The organism is Nocardia sp. AB354 (genome assembly GCF_049538315.1).
Classification (GTDB): Bacteria; Actinomycetota; Actinomycetes; order Mycobacteriales; family Mycobacteriaceae; genus Nocardia; species Nocardia nova.
Window position 1 is genome coordinate 26095 of the sequence record NZ_JBMVFU010000023.1, and the last position, 24427, is coordinate 50521.

Annotated in this window: 25 protein-coding genes; 12 read left to right on the forward strand and 13 right to left on the reverse strand. The window is 68.6% G+C overall.

The window, feature by feature from the left end; genetic code table 11:
* Positions 1-18: 18 nt before the first annotated feature.
* Complete coding sequence (locus tag ACPCUW_RS27260) at positions 19-483, reverse strand: MarR family winged helix-turn-helix transcriptional regulator (RefSeq protein WP_423427991.1); 465 nt, start codon at positions 481-483, stop codon at positions 19-21.
* Positions 484-546: 63 nt separating this feature from the next.
* On the opposite strand from ACPCUW_RS27260, the gene ACPCUW_RS27265 reads away from it, so the two are divergent.
* On the forward strand, positions 547-1638 hold the full coding sequence (locus ACPCUW_RS27265; protein ID WP_423427993.1) for a substrate-binding domain-containing protein: 1092 nt from the start codon (positions 547-549) through the stop codon (positions 1636-1638).
* Between the two features lie 91 nt (positions 1639-1729).
* Here the strand turns inward: ACPCUW_RS27265 and ACPCUW_RS27270 are convergent, their stop codons facing one another.
* The 3 genes from ACPCUW_RS27270 to ACPCUW_RS27280 form a co-directional block, all read right to left on the reverse strand.
* Positions 1730-3448, reverse strand: coding sequence for a purine-cytosine permease family protein (locus ACPCUW_RS27270; RefSeq protein WP_423427995.1), 1719 nt, complete (start codon positions 3446-3448; stop codon positions 1730-1732).
* A 154-nt stretch (positions 3449-3602) separates the two neighbouring features.
* On the reverse strand, positions 3603-3869 hold the full coding sequence (locus ACPCUW_RS27275) for a hypothetical protein (protein ID WP_423427997.1): 267 nt from the start codon (positions 3867-3869) through the stop codon (positions 3603-3605).
* On the reverse strand, positions 3866-4420 hold the full coding sequence (locus ACPCUW_RS27280) for an RNA polymerase sigma factor (protein WP_423427998.1): 555 nt from the start codon (positions 4418-4420) through the stop codon (positions 3866-3868). The genes ACPCUW_RS27275 and ACPCUW_RS27280 overlap by 4 nt, the downstream gene beginning before the upstream one ends.
* A 284-nt stretch (positions 4421-4704) precedes the next feature.
* Between ACPCUW_RS27280 and ACPCUW_RS27285 the strand changes: the two genes are divergently transcribed.
* Both ACPCUW_RS27285 and ACPCUW_RS27290 read left to right on the forward strand, forming a co-directional pair.
* A complete protein-coding gene (locus ACPCUW_RS27285; protein WP_063016025.1) occupies positions 4705-5373 on the forward strand; it encodes a trimeric intracellular cation channel family protein in 669 nt (222 codons plus the stop codon).
* Positions 5373-6635 (forward strand): M20 family metallopeptidase, encoded by a 1263-nt coding sequence (locus tag ACPCUW_RS27290; protein ID WP_423428000.1) that lies wholly within the window; start codon positions 5373-5375, stop codon positions 6633-6635. The genes ACPCUW_RS27285 and ACPCUW_RS27290 overlap by 1 nt, the downstream gene beginning before the upstream one ends.
* Before the next feature lie 10 nt (positions 6636-6645).
* Here the strand turns inward: ACPCUW_RS27290 and ACPCUW_RS27295 are convergent, their stop codons facing one another.
* A complete protein-coding gene (locus ACPCUW_RS27295) occupies positions 6646-7119 on the reverse strand; it encodes a DUF6194 family protein (RefSeq protein WP_423428002.1) in 474 nt (157 codons plus the stop codon).
* Positions 7120-7181: 62 nt separating this feature from the next.
* Here ACPCUW_RS27295 and ACPCUW_RS27300 point away from each other — a divergent pair, with 62 nt between their 5' ends.
* Positions 7182-7910 (forward strand): MerR family transcriptional regulator, encoded by a 729-nt coding sequence (locus ACPCUW_RS27300; RefSeq protein ID WP_423428003.1) that lies wholly within the window; start codon positions 7182-7184, stop codon positions 7908-7910.
* 144 nt (positions 7911-8054) lie between these two features.
* Here the strand turns inward: ACPCUW_RS27300 and ACPCUW_RS27305 are convergent, their stop codons facing one another.
* Positions 8055-8474, reverse strand: a complete 420-nt coding sequence (locus ACPCUW_RS27305) for a group I truncated hemoglobin (protein ID WP_423428005.1) — start codon at positions 8472-8474, stop codon at positions 8055-8057.
* 160 nt (positions 8475-8634) lie between these two features.
* The gene (locus ACPCUW_RS27310; protein ID WP_423428007.1) at positions 8635-9387 is read right to left on the reverse strand and encodes an NADPH-dependent F420 reductase; all 753 of its coding nucleotides are present in this window, start codon (positions 9385-9387) and stop codon (positions 8635-8637) included.
* Between the two features lie 90 nt (positions 9388-9477).
* On the opposite strand from ACPCUW_RS27310, the gene ACPCUW_RS27315 reads away from it, so the two are divergent.
* The 4 genes from ACPCUW_RS27315 (at position 9478) to ACPCUW_RS27330 (ending at position 13687) form a co-directional block, all read left to right on the forward strand.
* Positions 9478-9864, forward strand: coding sequence for a winged helix-turn-helix transcriptional regulator (locus ACPCUW_RS27315; RefSeq protein WP_063015983.1), 387 nt, complete (start codon positions 9478-9480; stop codon positions 9862-9864).
* Between the two features lie 89 nt (positions 9865-9953).
* Entirely contained in the window at positions 9954-11054 is a 1101-nt protein-coding gene (gcvT, locus tag ACPCUW_RS27320) for a glycine cleavage system aminomethyltransferase GcvT (RefSeq protein WP_104363160.1), read from the forward strand.
* A 254-nt stretch (positions 11055-11308) separates the two neighbouring features.
* Positions 11309-12409 (forward strand): branched-chain amino acid aminotransferase, encoded by a 1101-nt coding sequence (locus tag ACPCUW_RS27325; RefSeq protein ID WP_423428009.1) that lies wholly within the window; start codon positions 11309-11311, stop codon positions 12407-12409.
* A gap of 300 nt (positions 12410-12709) precedes the next feature.
* Positions 12710-13687: a formylglycine-generating enzyme family protein gene (locus ACPCUW_RS27330; RefSeq protein WP_423428011.1), complete on the forward strand. Its 978-nt coding sequence runs from the start codon at positions 12710-12712 to the stop codon at positions 13685-13687.
* Positions 13688-13791: 104 nt separating this feature from the next.
* Here the strand turns inward: ACPCUW_RS27330 and ACPCUW_RS27335 are convergent, their stop codons facing one another.
* The 6 genes from ACPCUW_RS27335 to ACPCUW_RS27360 all read right to left on the reverse strand — a co-directional run bounded on the left by ACPCUW_RS27335 (position 13792) and on the right by ACPCUW_RS27360 (position 18803).
* Positions 13792-14400, reverse strand: coding sequence for a TetR/AcrR family transcriptional regulator (locus ACPCUW_RS27335; protein ID WP_423428013.1), 609 nt, complete (start codon positions 14398-14400; stop codon positions 13792-13794).
* Between the two features lie 120 nt (positions 14401-14520).
* Entirely contained in the window at positions 14521-15255 is a 735-nt protein-coding gene (locus ACPCUW_RS27340) for an ABC transporter ATP-binding protein (protein WP_423428014.1), read from the reverse strand.
* Positions 15252-16376, reverse strand: a complete 1125-nt coding sequence (locus ACPCUW_RS27345) for an ABC transporter permease (protein WP_030514791.1) — start codon at positions 16374-16376, stop codon at positions 15252-15254. Before ACPCUW_RS27345 ends, ACPCUW_RS27340 begins: the two co-directional genes overlap by 4 nt.
* 184 nt (positions 16377-16560) lie before the next feature.
* Positions 16561-17274, reverse strand: a complete 714-nt coding sequence (locus ACPCUW_RS27350; RefSeq protein ID WP_030514790.1) for an MBL fold metallo-hydrolase — start codon at positions 17272-17274, stop codon at positions 16561-16563.
* Between the two features lie 104 nt (positions 17275-17378).
* Positions 17379-18350, reverse strand: coding sequence for a carbohydrate kinase family protein (locus ACPCUW_RS27355; RefSeq protein WP_423428016.1), 972 nt, complete (start codon positions 18348-18350; stop codon positions 17379-17381).
* A 102-nt stretch (positions 18351-18452) separates the two neighbouring features.
* A complete protein-coding gene (locus tag ACPCUW_RS27360; RefSeq protein ID WP_036500157.1) occupies positions 18453-18803 on the reverse strand; it encodes a HesB/IscA family protein in 351 nt (116 codons plus the stop codon).
* A 290-nt stretch (positions 18804-19093) separates the two neighbouring features.
* Here ACPCUW_RS27360 and ACPCUW_RS27365 point away from each other — a divergent pair, with 290 nt between their 5' ends.
* From ACPCUW_RS27365 to ACPCUW_RS27380, 4 genes are all read left to right on the forward strand, one after another.
* Positions 19094-19786, forward strand: coding sequence for a DUF3043 domain-containing protein (locus ACPCUW_RS27365; RefSeq protein ID WP_245007664.1), 693 nt, complete (start codon positions 19094-19096; stop codon positions 19784-19786).
* A gap of 226 nt (positions 19787-20012) precedes the next feature.
* Positions 20013-21917 (forward strand): nicotinate-nucleotide--dimethylbenzimidazole phosphoribosyltransferase, encoded by a 1905-nt coding sequence (gene cobT, locus ACPCUW_RS27370; protein ID WP_423428019.1) that lies wholly within the window; start codon positions 20013-20015, stop codon positions 21915-21917.
* Between the two features lie 181 nt (positions 21918-22098).
* Positions 22099-22839, forward strand: a complete 741-nt coding sequence (locus ACPCUW_RS27375; protein ID WP_423428081.1) for an adenosylcobinamide-GDP ribazoletransferase — start codon at positions 22099-22101, stop codon at positions 22837-22839.
* A gap of 518 nt (positions 22840-23357) precedes the next feature.
* Positions 23358-24398, forward strand: a complete 1041-nt coding sequence (locus tag ACPCUW_RS27380) for an ATP-grasp domain-containing protein (RefSeq protein WP_369817451.1) — start codon at positions 23358-23360, stop codon at positions 24396-24398.
* Positions 24399-24427: the final 29 nt, after the last annotated feature.

Genomic DNA, 24427 nt, shown 5'->3' on the forward strand with positions numbered 1-24427 from the left:
ACCGACAGGCGGGGTCGATCAACCGGTGGGCCGGGACGCCCCGATCGCTGCCTCGGGGTGCTCGGCCCGCAGGAACTCCAGCAATGTCGCGAGCTCGCCGATCAGCTGTGGCCGGGCGCCGGGGATCGTCTCGAGGGCGGTGCCCTCGAGACTCCGCCGCATCTTCTGATAGGCGAGAGTCCCACGGCGCGTGCGGGATACGAGCACGCGGCGGCGATCGAGCGGATCCACCTTGCGCTGCACCAGATTGTCCGACACCATGGCGTCGATCAGCCGGGTGAGGCTGGCGCCGGTCAGCGGGGTGAGTTCGGACAGTTCCGACATCGACAGGCCGGACCCACCGTACAGCGCCGCCAGCACGTGCCAGCGGGCGACGGTCGGCTCACCGAGTCGTGCCGTGATCGCCTCGTCGAGCTGCTGTGATGCGTGTCGTAACAGGCGCGCGAATTCTTCCAGTGCGTCCCCTGCGCTGCTACCGTCCATTGGGGACGAGTATACAGCGCCGTATGGGTAATTTTCATATGAAAATATACGGTGGTGGTTGCGATGTCCTACGGGCAATCGGCACGTGCTCGCCGGCCGACCGTGGACATCGCCCTCGTGGTGCCACTCAGTGGTCCGGCGGGCATGTTCGGGCCGTCGTGTGAAGCGTGCGCCACCCTCGCCGCCGCCGATCTCGATGCCGCGGGCGGGATTCTGGACCGGCCGGTGCGGCTGCATGCCGTCGACGCCGGTGCTCCGCCGCCGGTGCTGGCCGCTCGCGTGCGGCGCTTGGTGAGTTCCGGTGCGGTCGACGCGGTGGTCGGCTGGCATCTGTCGGATGCCCGGCGCGCGATCACCCCGCATACGGCGGGACGGGTTCCCTATATCTACACGACGTTCTACGAGGGTGGGGAGGATGCGGCCGGGGTGTACATGGTCGGGGAGACGCCCGATCGGCAGTTGTTCCCCGCGCTGCGATGGTTGCGTGCCGAATCCGGCATCCGGCGCTGGTGCGTCGTCGGCAACGACTACGTCTGGCCCCGCGAGACCGCGCGCGTGACAGAGGATTTCGCGTCCGTACTCGGAATCGAGGTGGTCGGCTCGGCATTCGTGCCACTCGGTGGGCGGGAGTTTCGTGGTGTTCTCGACACGATCCGGACCTCGTCCGCAGAAGGGGTGCTCATGCTCATGGTCGGCGCCGACGCCGCGGCGTTCAATCGCGCCTACGCCCGTGCCGGCCTGGATCGCGACCGCATCCGGCTCGCCATGATGATCGGCGAGGATGTGCTGTACGCCAGCGGTGCGGCGGGTACGCGCGGCCTGTTCACGGCGTGCGGATATCTCGAGGGTGTCGCGTCGGCGCCGTCGATGGAGTTCGGCGCGCGATATGAACGGCTGTTCGGCGCGGAGGCGCCGACCTTGAACAACATCGGCGAATCCTGTTACGAGGGAATGCTTCTGCTGGCCGCGCTGGCCGAACGGGCGGGCAGCCTCGAGGTGGGCGCCATCGAGCGCGCCGCCGCCCGGGTCAGCTATCAGGGCCCGCGTGGCGAGGTACGGGTTCGCGGTGCGCACACGACGCAGCCGGTGTATCTCGCCGACGTGGATGCGCTCGACTTCGGGCTGCTGGCGGACTTGACACCGCGAGGCCGGTAGTCCGGGCGCCGGGGATCGAGGCTCGACAGCCTCGATCCCCGGCGTTTCCGACCACACGCGAACGTTCCCTGTTCCTCTGTCGCTGCGGGGATTACAGCGCCGGTGTGGATTGCCGCAAGCCGAGGTCGGCGGAGGTGGCCACCGGATCCTCATGGGTGGCCGACTGACACTGCTCGTGGCAGCCCTTGGTGAGCGTGCACGTCAGCGAGGACACCGTGCCGCCGTGGAAGGGGCAGTCGTGCACCATGTCGGGGAGTTCGTAGCGCTTGCCGTCGACGATGTCGAGCAGCGTCTGCCCGGCCCACAGCGGTTCCCGCTCGATCTCCTCGCGCAGCGGATTCTTGCGTGCCAGATAGTATTTGCCCTTCGTGGCGACCGCGATGACCGGGGCGAGCACCATCGCGACCGCCAGCGCGAGGTACGGCGACCAGGCCTGGCAGAACTCGCCGAACGCGCCGAAGAACGCGGCGATCGAGACCGCCGAGGCCACCAGCATCGAGACGAAGCCCACCGGATTGATCGCGTACAGATAGGCCCGCTTGAACTCCACGTACGGCGGGCTGATCTTCAGCAGTCCCTTGTTGATCACCAGATCCGCGACGATCGCGCCGATCCAGGCGATGGCCACATTCGAGTAGAAGCCGAGGATGGTGTTGAGCAGCGAGAACATATTGCACAGCATCAGCGTCAGCGCGATCGCGATGTGCAGCGCCAGCCACACCACCCGGCCCGGATGGATGTGCAGGGCCCGGCTGAAGAAGTTCGACCACGACAGCGAACCCGAATAAGCGTTGGTGACGTTGATCTTCACCTGCGACAGCAGCACCATCACCGTCGCGACGCCCAGCGCGACGCCGTGGTTGTGCAGGACCGCACCGTAACCGCCCAGGAACTGCTCGATCGGTTCGGTCGCGCGGGTGAACCCGACCTGGCCGACCACGTAGAAGGCCAGGAAGGCGCCCGAAATCTGTTTGGCCGCACCGAGAATCACCCATCCCGGGCCTGCCAGCAGCACCGCAGACCACCATTTCAGCGGCGGGGTCTCCGACTTCTCCGGCATGAACCGCAGGTAGTCCACCTGTTCACCGATCTGCGCGATCAGCGACAACGCGACGCCGGCTCCCGCACCGACGGCGATCGCGCCGACCCGTTGGCTGCCGCCGTCGCCGGTCCAGGACAGGAAGCCGTCGGCCCCGTGCGGATCGGCGATCAGGATCATCGCGATCGGCGCGACGAACAGCACCAGCCACAGCGGCTGGGTCCACACCTGGAACTTCGCCAGCGCCGACATCCCGTACAGCACAAGGGGAATGATGAGGACCGAACCCAGGATGTAGCCGATCGGCAAGGGTATGTGGAAGGTCAGCTTCATCGCCTGCGCCATGATGGCGCCCTCGAGCGCGAAGAAGATGAAACAGAAGCTGGCGTAGATGAGGCTGGTGAGCGTGGATCCGAAGTAGCCGAAACCCGCGCCCCGGGTCAGCAGGTCCATGTCCACGTTGTATTTCGCGGCGTAGTACGCGATCGGGATGCCGGTGAGGAAGATCGTGGCCGCCGCGACCAGAATCGCGACGATCGCGCTGGCGCTGCCGTGGCTGACCGCGATGGACGCGCCGATGGAATAGTCGGCCAGATAAGCGATTCCGCCGAGGGCGGCGACCCCGCATGCCATCGGCGTCCAGCGGCGGAAGGTGCGCGGGGCGTAACGCAGCGAATAGTCCTCGATGTTGTCCTTGGCGGCCCACGTCTGGAAGCGGTTCCACCGCGTCGGTGGAACGCCGGAGGCCGGCGGTGTCGGGGAAGTGTTCATCGTCAGATCTCCTTGCAACGAACGCTGCGACGCTTCGGAACTCTGTCGACCGCACTGTCCTACGTCATCCGATAAGCAGCAAAACTCAAGGTAGGAGAGCTGATTCCGTTTGACAACATTCAAATGAATATTTTTCGAACGGGCAATCTGTTGGTTACAAGCGGGCCCGGCACCGTCCTTGCGCGCACTGTCGCTCGATCCTGCCGCGCGACACCGTCTGCGCCAGGCCGATCAGCCAGCAGGTGGGGCAGCCGCGCAGCGCGACCACACCGGCGGGCAGCAGGAGCAGGACGACCGGCCCCGCGGCGGGGATCAGCGCGATCGACGCGGCGATCAGGCCGAAACCCAACAGCCCGCGTGCCAGGTGGACCGGGACCGAGCGGCTGGCGAACGTCTTCTGCTGTCCGGCAACGTCCTTCACGGCCGCAGCCCCCGATCCGGCATCCCGAGTTGCGCGCGAACAGTAGCCCGGGCTCGGTGCAGCCTGGATTTCATTGCCGCCGTGCTCATTCCGAGCGTGCGGGCCACCATGCCGCCCGGCAGGCCTTGGACATCGCGCATGATCAGGACTCGGCGCTGATCCGCGGGCAGCGCCGCGATCGCCGCGGCGATTCGCTCGATTTCGAGCCGGGCCAGCACATCGTCCTCCGCCGAGGCCGCCGCGATCTCCGCGTGCGGTTCCCGGTGCACGGCTGTGCGTAGCCGCCGCAAGCACTCGTTGCGCACGATGCGAAACATCCACGAGGCCAGCGCACCCGCCGCTCGCAGCGTGCCGATTTTGCGGAACAGGACCAGCATCGCCTCCTGCGCGGCGTCCTCGGCGTCCTGACTGCTCGCGCACAAGGAATGGGCGAAGCGCTGGACGTGCGGATAGGACCCGGAAACCAGGGCGGCGACGGCGGACTCGTCGCCGTCGCGGGCCGCCGCGACCAGATGTTCCTCCGGCCAGGCCGATCTCGTGCACTCAGCCACGGGTACGCCTCCGCCGCAGAACCAGCATGCAGCTGCACAGTAATACGGCCGCGACCACCACGGCGATGACGGCGACAACCATGTCGACTCCTTCGGTTACGCGGGCCCGGTTGCCCGCACGGTTATGAGAGCGATCGAGGGCGGGAAAGGATTCAGGGCGGTGTCGAGTGGGTGCGCGCGGCCGGCCGGGCACCACGAGGGCCGCCGGTTCCCGGTCGATTCGCTGACCGCCGGGTACCGTGCCGATAGCGGATGCGGCGGATATCGCGGAAGGAACGGGGTCGATGGCGGCAGTGTCGGATACCGTCCCCGAATTGCTGCGCGCCCTCGATCTGACCGGTGTGTTCGCCAACGCGATGCTCGGCGGGGCGGTGGCGCGCACGTTCCGGTTCGACCCGATCGGATTCGCCGTGCTCGCTACCGCTTCGGGGCTGGGTGGCGGCATCATCCGGGACACGCTGCTGCAGCGGGGGACGCCGGTGGCGCTGGTCGACTACGCCTACCTGCTGACCGCCCTGTTCGGGGCGTCGATCGCCTTCATGTTCCGGTTCGAGGGCCGGTTGTGGGACCGGCTGTTCCCCTGGGTGGATGCCCTGGCGCTGGGTTGCTGGGCGGCGGTCGGGGCGCAGAAGACGCTCGAAGTCGGGCTCGGGTGGCTGCCGGCGGTGTTGCTGGGAACGACGACAGCGGTCGGGGGCGGGGTGGTACGCGATATCGCGGTGGGTCGGGTGCCGACGATCTTCGGGGGTAACACGCTGTATGCCACCGGTGCGCTGCTGGCCAGTGCGACACTGGTGATCATCTGGTATTCCGGCCATGCGACCGCGGGTTCGATCGCGGCGACGGTGGTCGGCGCGGGATTGTGCCTGCTGGCGCGGTGGCGCGGATGGATGCTTCCCGAGCAGGTGAGTTGGCCCGAACGATTGCGTTACGGTCGGCGAAAGGAGAGGTGATGACCTCGACCACGCGGGATACCTCGGTACTGGCGGGTGTGGACGACATCCGTGGGTGGCAGGAGGAGTTCTACCGCGACTTGCACGCCCATCCGGAGCTGTCGCATCGAGAACATCGCACGGCCGGGCTGATCGCGGAGAAGTTGCGGTCGCTGGGGTACGACGTGCACGAGGGGATCGGCGGAACGGGAGTCGTCGGAATTCTGCGCAACGGTGACGGGCCGGGGGTGCTGCTGCGCGCCGACATCGACGCGCTGCCGGTGCGTGAGGCGACCGGATTGCCGTATGCCAGCGCGGTTTCCGCTGTCGACAAGGACGGCAAGGAGGTGCCGGTGATGCATGCGTGCGGCCACGACGTGCACGTCACCTGCCTGCTGGGCGCCGCGCAGCTGATGGCCGCGCAGACCGGCCACTGGCGCGGGACGCTGGTGGCGCTGTTCCAGCCGGCCGAAGAGGTCGGCGACGGGGCGCGCGGGATGGTCGACGACGGACTGGCGAAGGTACTGCCGCGGCTGGATGTCGCGCTCGGCCAGCATGTGCTGCCCACGCCGGCCGGTTCCGTCGCCACTCGCAGCGGGCCGACGATGGCCGCGGCCGACAGTATGCGCATCACGGTGTACGGGCGAGGTGGGCACGGGTCGATGCCGCAGGCCACCATCGACCCGGTCGTGCTGGCATCGATGATCGTGCTCCGGCTGCAGATGGTCGTCTCGCGCGAGGTGGCGCCGACCGAGACGGCGGTGCTGACCGTCGGCAGCATCAACGCGGGTACCAAGAGCAATGTGATCTCCGATCACGCTGTGCTGCAACTGAATGTGCGCACCTACAACGAGTCCACCCGCACCACGATCCTCGACGCGATCCGCCGGATAGTCACCGCGGAGTGCCAGGCCTCAGGCTCGCCACGCGACCCGGAATTCGAACTGTTCGACCGATTTCCGTTGACCGACAACGATCCCGGCGCCACCGCCCGCGTGGCCGAGGCCTTCGCCGCCTACTTCGGCGACCGCGCCACGGAAATGCCGATGGCCAGCGCCAGTGAGGATTTCAGCGATATCCCGAACGCCCTCGGCGTGCCGTACACCTACTGGGGCGTGGGCGGAACCGACCCGGAGAAGTTCCAGGCCGCGCTGCGGGCCGGCCGGGCCATGCAGGATATCCCGGTCAACCACTCGCCGAATTTCGCGCCGGTGATCGAGCCGACGCTGCGAACCGGGACGGAAGCGCTGGTCGTGGCCGCGTTGGCGTGGTTGGGACGGTAGGACGACGACCTTAGTTGTCCGCGGGTGATTCCCGGCGCTCGTATCGGCTGCGGGCGATGCGGTGGGCGCAGCGCAGGAGGTCGGCGACGGCGGTGGCGGTTCGCGGGCCGGGGTTCACGACGGCGAGCCAGGCCTGTGCCCCGTAGACGGGGTGGGGGAACAGCGTGTCGGCGAGGCTCGGGTCGGCCGGGATCGTGGCGTGGTCGCGCGGGGTGTGACCGGTTCGTTCGATGAAGGCCTCTTTGCCCGCGAAGATGTTGAGGCGGAACGTGTTCGGACGGTCCAGGCGCGATGATCCATCGTCCGGATAATCCTTGGTGACGATGGTGGCGAAGGGCTGGGTGCGGGGTACCACGCCGTCCGGGGCGTAATAGAAGAAGGTATCGCCCCAGCTGATCTCGGGGGTGCCGTCGCCGGGCCGGGGACTCAGCGTCAGGACGCCGCCGAGGTTTTCGACGAATTCGACGATCTCGTTGATCTCCATTGCTCTAGCGTTTCATTGAAGTGCTTGTGGAGACTCCGTCCATCGGAATGGCAGGTCGTGTGATGACAAGTCGCAAATCCACTGGTCTGCGAACCGTGGATGTGGCGCGGCGGGCCGGCTGTTCCGTCCAGCAGATTCGCAACCTCGAACGCGACGGTGTGCTGCCCCCGGTCGAGCGCGGTCCGTCCGGGTATCGCACCTACCGTCGGGTGCATGTGCTGTCGGCACACGCGTATCGGCTGCTGGCGGCGGCCGTCGGGCCCGCCGAGGCGAGAGATGTTCTGCGCGCGACACATTCCGGGCAACCATTGCCCGCGCTGTTGGATGCCGCGCATGCGCGCTTCGACGCGCAGCGCCGGGAACTGCGGCTGGCGAAGCGAGCGGCCGCGGCGATCGCGGACGAACCGATCGGGGATGCGACATCCGCCGACTCGATGACGGTGTCCGAACTGGCGGGCGCGCTCGGTGTGCGGCCGTCGACATTGCGGCACTGGGACGCGGAAGGGCTGGTCGTGCCCGGCAGGGCCGGGGCGCGCGGTGCGCGGCTGTACGCGCCGGAGGATGTGCGCGACGCGCGGATCGCGCATCAGCTCCGGCTCGCCGGATATCGCATTCCGGCGCTGCGTGATCTGCTGTCTGCCCTCCGGGCTTTTCGAGGTGGTGACGTGTCGGCCGCACTCGCGGCGCGGGAGGTCGAAATCGACACGCGCTCGTGGGCGTTGTTCGAGGCGGCCGCGCTGTTGTTCCGGATCGTTTCCCCGTCCGGCGACGACTCCTTCGAGATCGGATGAACGTTCGCCGGCAACGTGTTTCGTTTGCCCGGTCGGGTCGTCTGCGGAGACGGCCCGGTCGGGATGTCGCTCGGCCGCCGTCGATCCTGTGCGCGGGGCAGGAGTGGGCGGCGGCCGACCGGTGCGGTCACCCGCGAGCGCAGCTCACGACACGGGTGCGTCGGAGGCGATCTCCGGCGCCAAAGGTGCGATGGCGCCGATGATTTCGCCGACGGTCGGCTCCGGAACGCCGGCGTCCGTCAGGGCGTCGGTGAGGTGGCCGGCGACGAGGGTGAAGTGGTGCATGGTGATGCCGCGGCCCTGGTGGACCTGCTTCATCGGGGCGCCGGTGTACGGTTCGGGGCCGCCGAGGGCTGCGGCGAAGAATTCCACTTGGCGCCCCTTCAGCCTCGACATGTTGGTGCCGGTGAAGAAGCCGGCGAGATCCTCGTCGGCGAGGACACGAACGTAGAAGTCCTCGACGACGGTTTCCAATGCTTCGTGCCCGCCGATCTGCTCGTAGATCGACGGGGCGGGCACGGACGGGGCTGCGGACGATTTCGAGAAAAGTGACGAGATTCGCATGAAAACAGGAAATCAGCGGCGTGTTTCACCTCCGTTAGTTGTGTGTCGCCGACGGGTTGCCCTGTGTAGAAAGGCGGTTGCTCCGATCTCACCTCCGCCGCGGCCGGGCTGCGAGGTTTCTCTCGCTCCGATGACGAGTACGCGAGCCGCGCCCATCGAACTACGGGGTGGGCATCGCCGGCACCGCCCGGCTGGGGTCCACGCCGGAGAAAGCCAGCGAGATGACGAAACCGGCGGCCTCCTCCAGCTGACGTGCGCGGTCCAGACCGCCCAGCACCACCGGTACGGCGCCGACGTCGCGCACCAGGTGTTCGGTGGTGCGCAGGGCGGCCGGGGCGTCGCCGCAGATCGTGACCGAGGGCGGTCGGTGAGTCGATCCGGTATCGGCGGTCGCGTCGGCTTCGGGTGCGGCCCACTGTTCGCTGGGGAACAGGTGGAACGCCTTGACCACGTGCGCTCCCGGCGCGAGTTCGGCCACGCGCTGCGCATGCGAGGTGCCGGGCGGCAGGCGCAGCACGCCGAGCCCGTGGTCGATCGCGTTGGTCGCATCGATGACGGTGAGACCCGACAGCGCACCACCGGGCGCGCCCACCGCGCGCAGAACCTCCTCGACTCCGGTGTAGGCCACCGCCAGCAATACCGCATCCGCAGTTCTTCTCGCCCCGGCCCCTACGGCGTCTGCGCCGCCCGCGACTGTCGCTGGGTAAGCCGCCGCCGGAGCGTGCGGGACCACCTTTCCGCCGGCCCCGATCTCCGTCAGCGGCACAGCCCGCACGCCGGCACCGAGCCGCCGCGCGAGCGCCTCGGCCTTGTCCATCGAACGCCCGGCCACCGTGATCTCGTGTCCGGCGCGGGCCCATCGGCGGCCCAGTGCCTCGGCCAAGGTGCCGGTGCCGAGAATCGTGATTCGCATCGTGTGCTCCTTCGAGTTGTCGATCCGGCGCTACGGTAGGACGGCCGATACGCACCGATCGGTGCGCGACGGATGGGTGATCATCACGGGATGAGCGGTTACGACGAGCATGCGGGCGAACTGGTCGCCGATTGCCGATTGCGCGCGGCCACAGACCTTTTCGCGCACACCTGGGATCCGGTGGTGCTGGTCGGACTGCTCGGCGGAGCGCGCCGGCGCAGCGAATTGCGGGCCGAGATCGGCGGCATCAGCGACAAGGCGCTCACCGAGGCCCTGCGCCGGCTGCTCGGCCACGGCCTGATCGAGCGTCACCGCTACGCACAAGCGCCACCACGCGTCGAATACGCGTTGACCCCGCTCGGGCTGAGCCTCGTCGAGGGCCCGATGCGCGCGCTCGGCGAGTGGGTGGAGGAGCACGGGGACGCACTGCTGGAGGCGGACCCGCTCGCCGAGTTCGACACGCACGAGCGCGGCTGACCCGCCGCCACCCGGACCGCACAGTGACCGACCCGACACAGCCGCCCGGGCGCGGACCGCGAGCCGCCGGCGCTCGATAAGCTCGCCGGGTGACCGACGAGACGCTGCAGCAGGGCCCCATCCACGCCGTCCACACGGAGCTGGGCGCGACCTTCGCCCCGTTCGGGGGGTGGGAGATGCCGGTGCAGTACGCGGGCACCGTCGCCGAGCACACCTCCGTGCGGACCACCGTCGGGGTTTTCGATGTGAGCCACCTCGGCAAGGCGACCGTGCGCGGCGCGGGCGCGGCGGCGTTCGTGAACGCGGCGCTGACCAACGATCTCGGCCGCGTCGGGCCCGGGAAGGCGCAGTACACGCTGTGCTGCACCGAGCAGGGCGGGGTGATCGACGATCTGATCGCCTACTACGTCTCCGACGACGAGATCTTCCTGGTGCCGAATGCGGCCAATACCGCCGCGGTGGTGGCGGAGTTGCGTAAGGCCGCGCCGGAGGGCATCACGATCACCGACGAGCACCGCGAGTACGCGGTCTTCGCGGTGCAGGGCCCGAAATCGGCGGAAGTGCTTGCCGCGCTGGGACTTCCGACCGATATGGAGTACATGGCATTCGCCGATGCCGAGTGGGACGGCCGTCCGGTACGCGTCTGCCGCACCGGATACACCGGTGAACACGGCTATGAACTGCTGCCGCGCTGGGCCGATGCGGAGGCGGTTTTCCGCGCGCTGGTGGCCCGGGTCGACGCGGCGGGCGGGCAGCCGGCCGGCCTGGGTGCGCGCGACACGCTGCGCACCGAGATGGGCTATCCGCTGCACGGCCACGAGCTGTCGCCGGAGATTTCGCCGGTGCAGGCCCGCGCGGGCTGGGCGGTCGGCTGGAAGAAGCCGGAGTTCTGGGGCAAAGCGGCTCTGACACAGGAGAAGTCGGCGGGCCCACGGCGAATCCTGCTGGGGCTCAGGGCGCTCGATCGCGGTGTGCTGCGTCAGGGTCAGACGGTGCTTCGTGGTGAGGAGGCCGTCGGTGAGACCACCTCGGGCACCTTCTCGCCGAGCCTCAAGGTCGGCATCGCCTTGGCACTGTTGGACACCGAGGCCGGACTGGAGCCGGGCGACGAGGTCGAGGTCGATGTGCGCGGCCGCCGGTTGCGCGCCGAGGTGGTGCGCCCGCCGTTCGTGACGCCGCATACTTCCTGAACGGCGGTCGCGGACCCTCTGCGTGTGGCGTCAATCATGACAGTTCCGGAGTGGAGGGTCCGGTGGCCGTGAGTGTGCTGCGCGAAGGGGGACGCCGCTCGCTCCGGAGGGGCCGTTGCGGGACGAATACCTCGCATCGGACGCCGTCGACGGGGAATTATGTCCCGATTGTCGCGATTCTCGATCGCTGCTCGGCCCGTCTCCACGCAGGTCCGAGCATCGGCGTCGACGACCGCAGTTCTAGTATCGAGGTCATGACAGTCGCTGCACAGTTCACTCGTACCCCGCATCCCGCCCCGGTTCCGGCGGATCGGCGCACGGAGATTCTGGCGGCGCCCGGGTTCGGTCGCTACTTCACCGACCACATGGTGTCGATCGACTATCTCGACGGGCAGTGGACCAACGCGCGGGTCGAGCCGTACGGGCCGCTGTCGATGGATCCGGCGACGATGGTGTTCCACTACGGTCAGGCCATCTTCGAAGGTCTCAAGGCGTATCGGCAGGCCGACGGCAGTATCGCCACCTTCCGCATCGATGCCAACGCGGCGCGGTTCCAGCGGTCGGCGCGACGACTGGCGATGGCGGAGCTGCCGGAGGAGTTGTTCATCGAATCGGTGCGTCAGCTGCTCGAGGTCGACGCGGACTGGGTGCCCGCGGCCGGCGGTGAGGAGTCGCTGTATCTGCGGCCGTTCATGTTCGCCACCGAGGCGGGACTCGGCGTGAAGCCCGCGGCCGGGTACAAGTATCTGCTGCTGGGTTCGCCTGCGGGAGCGTATTTTCCGCGTGGCGTGAAGCCTGTGCGGGTGTGGCTGTCCACCGAATACGTGCGCGCCGCCCCGGGCGGCACCGGTGAGGCCAAGGTCGCCGGCAACTACGCGTCCTCGCTGCTGGCGCAGCAGCAGGCCACCGACAAAGGCTGCGACCAGGTCGTGTGGCTCGACGCCTGCGAGCGCAAGTACGTCGAGGAGATGGGCACCAACAACCTGTTCTTCGTCTACGGTTCCGGTTCCGAGGCCCGGTTGGTCACCCCGGAGCTGTCGGGGTCGCTGCTGCCGGGCATCACCCGCGACAGTCTGCTGACCCTCGCCGCCGACTCCGGTTATCCGGTCGAGGAACGCAAGGTGTCGGTCGAGGAATGGCACAACGGCGCCGAATCCGGCGAGATCACCGAGGTTTTCGCGTGCGGCACCGCCGCGGTCGTCACCCCGGTCGGCTGGGTGCAGTCCGCCGAGGGCGAATTCGAGATCGGCGGCGGTGAGCCCGGCGAGGTCACGATGGCGCTGCGCGACACGCTGACCGGAATTCAGCGCGGCACGTTCGCCGACAATCACGGCTGGTTGCGCACCCTGGCCTGACCCGGGAAACGGACTGCGGCGCCGGGCCTTTCGGCACGCGCCGTAGCCGCACACCGGAATCGGCGCGCGCAGCCATGGGCGGCAGGTCGCGTGCCGGCGATCGTCGTGCCGCGTGCGCGATACGGTCGCGGCGGTGCGCCTCATCCGCCGAGGGTGAATTCGATATACCTCCTCCACAGCCGTCCGAACAGTTGCCGAATACTGCCCACGACGGGGCCAATGGCGCTGTACCGTCGGGTCAGCGAACGATCGGCTACCGCCGCCGGTGTCGTCTCTTCGGACAGTGAGGGAGAGGAAGTCATGCCACACCGCACCGACTCCGGCACCCACCACGCCTGCTGCGCACCGGCAGCGGGAAAGAGCGCCGATTCGACCGGTCACGATGCCGTTGCCGGTCGGCCGGGCGAGGCGGATCGCCGCGCGGAGTTCGATGCCGCGCTGGTCGCCCTTCCCGGCGGCACCTTCACCATGGGAGACGAGAGCCGCTGGGCCTATCCCGGCGACGGCGAGGGGCCGTGTCACCGGGTCACCGTCGACGCCTTCGCCATCGGCCGGTACGCGGTGACCAATGCCGACTTCGCCGCATTCGTCGCCGACACCGGCTATCGCACCGATGCCGAGAAATACGGCTGGTCGTTCGTCTTCGCCGGCTTGCTGCCGCCGGATATGCCGCCCACCCGCGCGGTGGTCAACGCCCCGTGGTGGCGGCAGGTGGAGGGCGCGGACTGGGCTCATCCGTTCGGGCCCGACTCGGATGTCGGCAACCTGGCCGACCATCCCGTCGTCCACGTCTCCTGGGAGGACGCCCGGGCCTTCTGCGCGTGGTCGGGCACGCGGCTGCCCACCGAGGCCGAATGGGAGTATGCCGCGCGCGCCGGATCCACCGGCCCGTTCCCCTGGGGCGAGGACTTCGAGCCGGACGGGCAGCGACAGATGAATGTCTTCACCGGCGAATTCCCCCGCACGGCCCCCGGCGCGCATCTCGGTACGATGCCCGTGAATGCGCACGCGCCCAACGGTTTCGGTCTCTACAACACCACCGGGAATGTGTGGGAGTGGTGTTCGGACTACTTCTCGCCGGACTACTACCGGCACAGTCCCGAAGCGAATCCCACCGGACCCGATCTCGGCCGCGACCGGGTGATGCGGGGCGGATCGTATCTGTGTCACCTGTCCTACTGCCGCCGCTACCGGGTCTCGGCGCGACAGGGCAGCGAGCCGGTCTCCTCGACGGGAAATCTGGGCTTCCGGGTGGTCGCGGATAAACCGGTGCGGTGAGGTCCCGCCGGGCCGGACCGAACGGGGGAGTGCAGGGCAGCGGGCGCAGCGGCGGAGTGAGCATGCGGTCCCGGGGCGTGGCCGTGCCGCCGGGCCGAGGTGAGCTACGTGCCGTCGGGTGTGTGCGGGCCGGCCGCCGCGTGACGGAGATACGGAGTCAGTAGCTCTCGGACGCGTGTCGCCACAGTGTCGACGGGGGCGTGGTTTTCGACCATGCGCGAGGCGGTGAGGACGACTGCGTTGATCAGTTCGGCGGTCGTCGCCGGATCGGGTGCGCCGAGTTCGGTCAGCGCGGCGATCAGCGGCGTGCGGAGTTCGTCGTGAATGGCGCGGCCCTGGGCGGCGAGGGCGTCGGGCGCGATATGGGTCGAAAGCCCTTGTACCACCGCGTGTTCGCCCTCGTCGACCAGTTCGAGATTGACCAGCGCATAGGTCAGGACTTTGGCGCCGGGGTCGTCGTCCGCGGCCATGCGCTCGGTGATCCGTGCGCTCCAGCGGGGTAGCGCATCGGCCAGTACCGCCTCGAACAGCTCGTCTCGTGAGCCGAAATACTGATAGACGCTGGGCCGGGCCAGACCGGCGCGGGCGGCCACCTCGGCGAGGGTGGGCGCCGCACCGGTCTGTTCGGAGAGGATCGCGCGCGCGGCGTCGAGGAGGGCACGCCGCTGCGCCTGCCGGTGTTCCGCGACAGTCGCCGCCTGAATCCTCGGCACGAAACCTCCTTCTCGCCGCGGCCGGGACGGTGTTTCACCCGGCCGGGCCGCATCCGACCCTGTGCGACAGTGCTATCACATCCTGTCGCGGTCACACTCGGTCGCGGTGTGCCCCGACCCTCAGCGCTCGGGGGTGAGGCGGCCGTCGACCATGGTCAACACGCGGTCACAGCGGTCGAGGATGTCGTGGTCGTGCGTGACCATGACGGTGGCGACCGCCGCCGCGCGGGTTTCGCGAGCCAGCAGTTCTACCACCTCCGCGCTGCGGGCGCGATCCAGGGCGGCGGTCGGCTCGTCGACCAGCAGGACTCGTGGCGAGCCGATCAGCGCCCGGGCGATGCCGACGCGCTGGCGTTCGCCGCCGGACAGCTGCTCCGGTCGCCGATTCGCCTTCTCGCCCATGCCGACCGCGCCGAGCAACTCTCGCGGATCGCGGCGGGTTCCGGTGAGGCGGGCGACCAGCCGCAGTTGATCGGCGGCCGTGAGCGCGGGCAGCAGGTTGCCCGATTGGAAGACGAAACCGATGTGGTGCAGCCGGAATCGGGTGCGCTCGCGCGGGCCCAGGGCGGTGAGATCGGTGCCGCCGATGCGAACCCGTCCGGTATCCGGAGTGGTGAGACCGCCCGCCACGGCGAGCAGGCTCGATTTGCCGGAACCGGAGGGTCCCATGATCGCGACGAATTCCCCGGGGTTGACCGACAGGCGCACGTCGTCCAGCGCGGTCACCGTATCGGCGCCGTCGCCGAGGGTGAGGGTTACGCCGTCGAGTTCGAGTCCCGTCTTCGAGTCGGAAAGGTCGCTCGCGCGCGCATCCTCTTGTGTCGCAGCGCCTTTGCGTGTGGTGAAGATGCTCATCGGTTGGCTCCCAAGGCGGTGAGGGGATCGATTCTGGTGACGCGCACGATGGCGGCGGCCGCGCCCAGCACGCCGAGCAACACCAGCAGGCCGGCTCCGGTGGCGACGGCTGCGGGTTCGAGCGTGAACGGCATGCCGTGGATGAAACTGCTGCCGCCGACGGCGATCAGCACTCCGATGGCGGTCGCGCCGACCAGCACCACCACGGCCTGGGTGAGTCCGTCGACGAGCAGGAACCGCGTCGGCGCGCCGATCGCCCGCAACACCGCCAGTTCGCCCGTGCGCTGGATGGTCCACACCAGGAAGAACGCGCCGACCACCAGTGCCGAGATCGCGTAGAGGAACGCCTTGATCATCGTCATGGTCGCCATCTCCGCCGTATATCCCGGGGAAGCGTCGTAGGAGGCGGTGCGGGTCATGGCGGTCGTGTCCGCGGCCGCGTCGCCGGCGGTCAGGTCGAGTTTCGCACCCGGCTGCGCGCGCAGCGCCACGGCACTGGCCTCCCGGTAGGACTGCTCTCGCACCTGCTCACCCGGTTTCGCCCCGGCGTGGATCTGCTGCCAGGTGTGCAGCGGCACGTAGGCGACATCGACGTGGCCGAAGGTCTGTTTGCCCGCGGTGACACCGACGATCGTCAGCGTCGTGCCGAGTCGATCGATGACGACGGTGTCGCCGAGTCGCGCACCCTTGTCGAGGGCGGTCGCGCTCACGACGATGCCGTCCGGCCGATCCAGTCCGGTGCCCTGCGCCGCCGCTGGTGCCAGGAACGACTGCGGTTCGACGCCGAACAGCGCGAAGTCGACCGCGACGCCACCGCCGGTCTTGGCGTTGACCAGCGTATTGCCGAAGGGGGCCGCGTCGGCCACGCCCGGCTGGGATCGCCACGCCGCTACCTGTGCGGTGTCGATCGTGCTGCGGGTGAATGCCGAATCGGTCTTCGTGCCGTGCGCGAAGGCGAAGGCGTCGACCGGCAGGGCGCGCAGGCCGGAGACACCGTCGTCGACGAGTCCGGACGACAGCCCGGACAGCATCACGGTCAGGATCGAGATGAGCGCGACCACGCCGCCCATCAGGCCGAATCTCACTCGCGCGTACCACAGTTCGCGCAGTGCCAGGAACATGACAACACTCCTCACGGCTGCCGCCGGTCGGACCGGCGGCGTGACAGCACCATCTTCCTGACGGTGCGTCGGTAAGATATCAACGCCGCGTCGGCAAAAGTTCGCCGGGGTGGTGAATCCGCCCAGAAAATACGAAAAGCCCTCTCGCACAAGGCGAAAGGGCTCGGAGGGTGGAGGTGGTCGCTCAGCCGGGCATCAGCATATGCCACTGTTCGAGAGTGGTCGGGCGCATGACGTAGTTGTTCTCCCGCACCGACGACAGGGCCGCGCTGGGTTCTTCCGAGTACCAGTGGCCGGGGTAGACGACCGGGTCGCCGGACAGCTCGGCCAGGTGGCGCAGGCTGCGGAACATGGCGTCGGAATCGCCGCCGGGGAAGTCGGTGCGGCCGCAGCCGTCCACGAACAACGTGTCACCGGCGACGAGCCGGTCCTCGAACAGGAAGCACTGGCTGCCCGGCGTGTGGCCGGGGGTGTGCAGGAATTCGATCTCGACTCCACCGACGGCGAGGGTGTCGCCGTGGTCGTGTCCGGTCAGCTCGCTCGGCGCGATACCGGTGACATTGGCGACCCAGGACAATTCCTCGTGGTTCACGTGCACCGGAACCTGCACCCGCTCGAGCAGTTCCTTCACCCCGCGCAGGGTGAAACCCATCATCGTGCCGCCCACGTGGTCGGGATGATGATGCGTTGCCAGCACACCGGTCAGCCGCAGGCCGTCGGCCTCGGCGATATCGACCAGATCACCCGCCGCGTACGCGGGATCCACCACCACACATTCGCCGGACTCGCGATCACCGATCAAATACGAGAAATTCCGCATCTGCGTGGCAATCGGATCGCCGACGGCCCAGTCCCGGCCCGCCAGCAGTTGACGAAAATATAAACGATCGGATCCCATACGCACACCCTATTGTTCGCCGGCGAACTCCGCGCATCCGGACGCAATGTTGTGAATCGTCACGGCCGCGGGCCGCCGGATGGCTCGGTCTCTCGAGCCGGCGCTCAGCTCAGCAGCGCGCCGAGTTCGTCCGCGGCCTCCGGGCCGTACGCGCCGCGCAACCGTCGCAGCGCGTCGTCGCGGTCGAGCGACCACTCCTGGGTGCCCACGGTTTCCAGCACCAGCACCGCGGTCAGCGAACCCAGCTGGGCCGAGCGCTGCAGGCTGAGTCCGGCGGTGTGCCCGGTGAGGAAGCCGGCCCGGAACGCGTCGCCGACGCCGGTCGGGTCGACCTGCGAAAATTCCGGCACCACTTCGACATTCACCTCGACACCATCACCGTCGACGATCAGCGCGCCCTTGGCGCCGAGGGTGGTGACGCGAATGCCGACCCGGCGGCCGATCTCCTCGGGGGACAGGCCGGTCTTCTGCAGCAGCAGGCCCCACTCGTACTCGTTGGTGAAAAGGTATGTGGCGCCGTCGATCAGGGCGAGCGCCTGGTCGCCGTCGAGGCGGGCCAGCTGCTGTGAGGGGTCCGCGGCGAACGGGATACCGAGCTTGCGGCACTCCTCGGTGTGGCGCAGCATCGCGTCGGGATCGTTGGCGCCCACCAAAACCAGGTCCAGCGAACGGTTTTCGGCCACCTCGGCGATCGAGATGTCGCGGGCCTCGCTCATCGCGCCGGGATAGAACGACGCGATCTGGGCCATGCTCTCGTCGGTCGTGCAGACGAAGCGCGCGGTGTGCGCGGTCTCGGAGATCCGCACCGCCGAGCAGTCCACGCCGTGGCGCTCGAGCCAGTCGCGGTACTCACCGAAGTCGGGGCCGACCGCGCCGACCAGCAGCGGGTTCCCGTTCAGCAGACCCATCGCGTACGCGATGTTGCCGCCGACACCGCCTCGGCGAATCACCAGATCGTCGACCAGAAAACTCAACGACACGTGCTGCAACTGATCGGCAAGCAGGACGTCGGAGAATTTCCCCGGAAAACGCATCAAATGGTCGGTCGCGATGGAAGCGGACACAGCGATGGTCACGAAGCCCGGTCCTTGTCTGTCGAGGGCGGAATCAGCCTTACCGTACCGTGTGCACGACACGGCGCGGAACCTCCGCAGAGATTCCGCGCCGGGAGCAGATCGTCAGTTGAAGCTGTCGCCGCAGGCGCAGGAGCCGGTGGCGTTCGGGTTGTCGATCGTGAAGCCCTGCTTCTCGATCGTGTCGACGAAGTCGATGGACGCACCCTGAACATAGGGGGCGCTCATCCGGTCGACGGCCAGCTTGACCCCGCCGAACTCGGCGGTCAGGTCGCCGTCGAGGGTGCGATCGTCGAAGAACAGCTGGTACCGCAGACCCGCGCAACCGCCCGGCTGCACCGCGATGCGCAGCGCCAGATCGTCGCGGCCCTCCTGGTCCAGCAGCGCCTTCGCCTTGGACGCGGCGGCGTCGGTCAGGATCACACCGTGGGTGGTGGTCTCGTTCTGCACAGTCATGAAGTCTCCTCGCAGACCCTCGTTACCCGTGAACGTTGTTTCCGTGAACAGCGCACGGCTCGGTAGCTGTCAACGCCACGTCGCGGGTGGCTATTCCAATCTTGCCACTGCGCGCGCCGGCGTGGGCCCGTCGGCCCCGGAATTGCCGGATGGAGGGCGCTCGGACGTGCGAATCACCACACCCGCGGGGCGTGTCGCGGGGTACAGACCGGCCGGTCGGAGCCGGTTTGCCGGTATGGGCGGTATGACCGATCACACAGGCTCAGTGGAGACCGTATTTCCAGGCCGGTATGCCATCCAATAGCCTGGTCGGCGTGAAGTTCCTGCGCCGTGGCGATGCCAGCACCACCGACGACCACGTCGACGACACGTCGGCCGCGACCGACGACGACACGGCCACGGCAGCGCAGCGGCCCACACCGACCGCCGGCAAGGGGCGCCCGACGCCCAGGCGCCGCGATGTCGAGGGCAGGCGCCGCGGGCCGGTCGCGCCCGCGCCGCTGACCGCCAAGGAGGCCCGGGCCAGGCGCAAGGCCACCCGCGGCAACCGCGAGGAACGCAAGGTCGCCTCGGCCGAACGCCGGGCCGCCGCCGCCGATCGCCGCGCCCGGATGCTCGCCGGTGAGGACAAATATCTGCTGCCGCGCGACCGCGGCCCGGTTCGTGCCTACGTCCGGGATCTGGTCGACGCCCGCCGCAACCTGGTCGGATTGTTCATGCCGCTGGCGCTGGTGCTGATCCTGACCATGTTCCTCACCCCGCAGGTGCAGGCCTACGTCACCCTCGCGATGATCGTGATGATGCTGTTCATGGTCGCCGAGGGCTTCGTGATCGGCCGCCTGATCAACAAGCGGGTGCAGGAGCGCTACCCCGACGACACCACCTCGAGCTGGTCGCTGGGCTGGTACGCCTTCGTGCGCGCTTCCCAGATCCGCCGCATGCGCGCCCCGAAGCCGCGGGTGTCGCCCGGCGACGCGGTCTGAGTTTCGGGGATCCGGCGCCGGACCGCACGATCGTTCTCCGCACGGGCGGCCGTATGTCCGGTCGGCGGGGCGGTTGCTGTGTACTTCCGGTCGAGGGCCGCCGCGAGTGTGCTGAACAGCGGCGCCGGACGGATCGAACTCGGCCGTTGCGGGGGCCTCGGGCTCGGAGAAGCAGCGCCTCGGGTGTGCGGCGGTCGGGGTACGGGCCGATTGGTACCGTGCTGACGTGGTGAACGATGCTGCGGGCGGCCGAGGGCTGCGGACGCTGGTGCTCGGTGGGGCGCGCTCGGGGAAATCCGCCTATGCCGAGGAGGTAGCCGGCCGCAGCGGACCGGTGCGCTACGTCGCGACCGCGGTTCCCGATCCCGCCGACGCCGACTTCGCCGATCGTATTGCCGCCCATCGCGTTCGGCGCCCCGGCACCTGGCATGTGGTGGAGGGCGATCCGATCACCGTGCTCGGTGACTCGGCGCCGGTGACGCTGATCGACGACCTCGGCACCTGGTTGACCGCCCGCATCGACGCGCGCGCGGCCTGGGAATCGCCGCGCGGAACCGTCGGCCCCGATATCGACGCGCTGGTCGCGGCGGTGACCGGCTATGCGGACCGCCTGCTGATTGTGAGCCCGGAGGTGGGACTGGGTGTGGTTCCGGCGACCGCGTCGGGACGACTGTTCCAGGACGAGATCGGGACGCTGAATCAGCGGCTCGCGGCGGTGTGCGACGAGGTCGTGCTGGTCGTCGCCGGAGTGCCGGTCGTCCTGAAGGGGGCCGGTACTTCGACCGGAAGCGGGATCGCGGCGGCCTCCGCCGCGGTCGCGGCCGCCGGGCTGGGAGATGTTGCGGCGCAGCGAGTCCCGGCTTCCGACAGCGCTGATTCCGCGGGCCGGGAGCGTCCGGTCCACGGGTCCGGTTTCGCCGACTCCGCTGCGGCGGAAAAAGCGTTGTCCTCCGGTCACGATGCGGACGGCGGCGCTACGCCGGCCTCGGACGCCGGAGCTGCCGCTGCCGGCTCGGTGGTGGGTTCGACCCCGCGTGGCCTCGCCGAATTCGACGGCACCACACCGGCATTCGGTCCCGTCGCCGCGCCCGACGCACGGGTGCGGGCCGAGGCCGAGCAGCGGCAGTTGCAGTTGACCAAACCGGCGGGGGCGCTCGGGCGGTTGGAGACGCTGGGCAACTGGGTGGCGGCGTGCCAGGGGGAGTGCCCGCCGCATCAGTTCCGGCGTGCCCGGGTCGTGGTGTTCGCGGGCGACCACGGTGTGGCGCGACACGGCGTGTCGGCGTATCCGAGCGAGGTGACCGCGCAGATGGTCGCCAACTTCCTGGCCGGTGGGGCGGCGGTGAACGCGCTGGCGCGCCTCGCCGACGCAACCGTGCGGGTGGCGGACATCGCGGTGGACGCCGACACCGATCCGTCGGTCTCGGCACACAAGATTCGCCGCTCCAGCGGCGCCATCGACCGTGAGGACGCCCTCACCGAAGCCGAGCTGTACGCCGCGCTGGCGGCGGGCCGCGCGATCGCCGACGAGGAGATCGACAGCGGGGCCGACCTGCTGATCGCCGGCGATATGGGGATCGGAAACACCACGCCGGCAACGGTTCTCATCGCCACGCTCACCGACACCGAGCCGGTGGTGGCGATCGGCCGCGGCACCGGCGTCGACGATGCCGGATGGATGCGCAAGGCCTCCGCGATCCGCGACGCCATGTGGCGTGCGCGCCCGCACCGTCAGGACCCGTTCGCGCTGCTGCGGATCGCCGGTGGCGCCGATTTCGCCGCCACCGCCGGCTATCTCGCTCAGGCCGCCGCACGGCGCACGCCGGTGATTCTCGACGGTGTGGTGGTCACCGCCGCCGCGCTCATCGCCGAAATGCTCGCTCCCGGCGCGAAGCGCTGGTGGGTGGCGGGGCATCGGTCCACCGAGCCGGCGCACCCGCTGGCCCTCGCCAAGCTCGATCTGGAGCCGCTGGTCGAGCTGAACATGCGGCTCGGTGAAGGCTCCGGTGCGGTGAGCGCGCTGCCGCTGCTGCGTGCGGCCGTCGCCGCGCTCTCGGAGATGTCGACCTTCGGTGAGGCGGGGGTGAGCACCGCCGAATCCGATTCGGCCGCACCGGAAGTCGTGTCCTGAACGAGGGGCGCGGACCGGATCGCCCGGCCCGCACGGCCGGCCCTCCGAGCACGCGGCGGAAGGCCGGCCGGATCGGGTATCTCGTCGATCACCCGCGCGCCGGGTGTCGTCGGTCGGCGGCGCCGCACGCAGCATCGAGATGTGCGTGCTGTGGCATCTCCGGATCGGGGTTCCGGCCGTGATCGCGGCGGCTCGTCTCGCGCTCTCGTGGTTGACGGTGCTGCCGGTGCGCGGACCCGAGACGGTCGACCGCAGGGCGGCGGCGGGAGCGATCGCGGCCGCGCCGGTGGTCGGGGCGGTGCTGGGGGCCGGTGCCGCCGGGTTGCTGTGGGTACTGGTCCGGGCCGGAACGGGTTTCGCGCTGGCCGGGCTGATCACCGTCGGTGCGCTGGGACTGGCGACCCGCGGAATGCATCTGGACGGGCTGGCCGATACCGCGGACGGGCTGGGCAGTTACGGCCCGCCGGAGCGTGCCCGGGAGATCATGAAGAGCGGCGGTGCGGGGCCCTTCGGGGTGGCCGCGTTGATCTTCGCCATCGGGATTCAGGCGCTGTCGTTCGCCGCCCTCGCCGAGCACGGCCGCTGGTTCGCGGTCGGGCTCGCGGTGGCCGTCGGACGGGTTGCGGTCGTCCTCGCCTGCCGCGGATACGCTTCCGCTCCCGGCGCCGGATTCGGTGCGCTGGTGGCGCGCACGCAGTCGGCGGTGACACCGGCGGTCTGGACTCTCGCCGCGCTCGTCGCCGGCGTCTTCGCCGCGCCCGCGTCCTGGCTCGGGCCGGTCGCGGTCGCCGTGGCTCTGGCGGGTGCGGCTGTGCTGGTGTGGCATTGTGTGCGGCGTTTCGGCGGGCTCAACGGTGATGTGCTCGGCGCCGCCGTCGAGGTGACCGTCGCGGTCACCGCCGCGGTGCTGTCACTGTCCTGAGTTCGTCGCACCGCCCGATCGGCCGTACCGTTTCATCCACCCTGAAGGACTCCGACCAGCGAAAATGATTGTGCGTCAATAACGCAACGGCGTTGCCCCTGTTTGGGAATGAAACATCGGGGTATCCGTGAGCAATGACGGTGATAGAGCGGATCGCCGTTGTTGCCGCCCGTCGACGATGCCGAGCGCACGCGCGGCGATACCGGAGCCCTCCGAATTCACAGCCCCCGGTATCGAGCGCAGGACCACCGCGCGATAAGACGACCTCGCGATCGACGAACGGTACACCGAGGTCGAAGAGGGGAGCAGGTTTGTCGATTTCATCCGGTGAATCGAAGCGCAGGAACCCGGACAAAGGCTATGTCGCCCTGCTGGGTTGGAGTCTGAACGCGGTCGAAGCGGTGGACCGATTCGATCGGCGTTATGTGGTCGTAGCCCCGGAGTGGGCAGAGGAATATTGCACCGAGAACGAAATACCCTACCTCTGCTGGAATTTCGAGCGACTCAACGACCGGTCGATGGAAATCGCCGAGACCCTGAAGGAGATGGGCGTCGACGTCGCCATCCCGATCTTCGAGGAGACCGTGGAATGGGCGGGTGCGATCAACTCGGTGCTGCTGGACAATCCGCGGCTGCTCGGCCAGGCCATGCTGCTGCGCGACAAATCGCTGATGAAGCGGCGCGCGCAACTGGGCGGTATCCGGGTGGGCATCTTCGAGGAGGCACACGAGCGTGACGACGTCATCCGGTTCCTCAAGCGCGTCAACCAGACCCTGCTCAAACTCGACGGCGATCCGAACGATCCGATCCATGTCAAGGCCTTCGACAAGGCCGGCTGTCTCGGTCACCGGGTGATCCGCACCCCCGACGAGATCGACGCCATCCCCGACGACGAGTTCCCGGTCCTGATGGAATCCCATTTGGACGGGTGGGAATTCGCGGTCGAGGCGTGGATCCACGACGGCAAGATCCGATTCCTCAACATCTCCGAATACGTGCGGCTCGGCTACTCCGTCTTCGTCCCCGCGACCCCGGAACTGGAAAAGTACCGGCCGGAGATCACCCGGCAGGTCGAAAAGCTCATCAAGACCTTCGATATCGAATTCGGGTTCGTCCATCCGGAGTATTTCGTCACCAGCGACGGTGAGATGTACTTCGGCGAGGTCGCCTATCGCCCGCCCGGGTTCAAGGTGTTCGAATTGCTCGAGCGCGCATACGGATTCAACGCCTATCACGCGCTGGTACTCGCATTCGATCCGAAGACCACCGAGGAGGAGATCGTGGAGTTCTTCCCTCGCGAAGTGGTGGATGCGAAAGGACATGCCGGTTCGTTCGGCGTCTACCCGCGGCGGCGGGTGGTCAGCCGGTTGTCGATCCCGGAGGAGACGGAGGATCACGAGTATTTCGAAACCCACGAACTCACCGCCCCGCTGTCGGAAAAGGTCACCAAGCGAACCGCATTCGGCAATCACTGGGGTCTGCTGTACTTCTTCGGCGAAGACCCGTACGCTCTGCGGGACCTGCTGAAGCGACAGGAAGAACTCGACTTCTACGTATGAATCCTTCTCGGCAGGAATGGATCACGGGA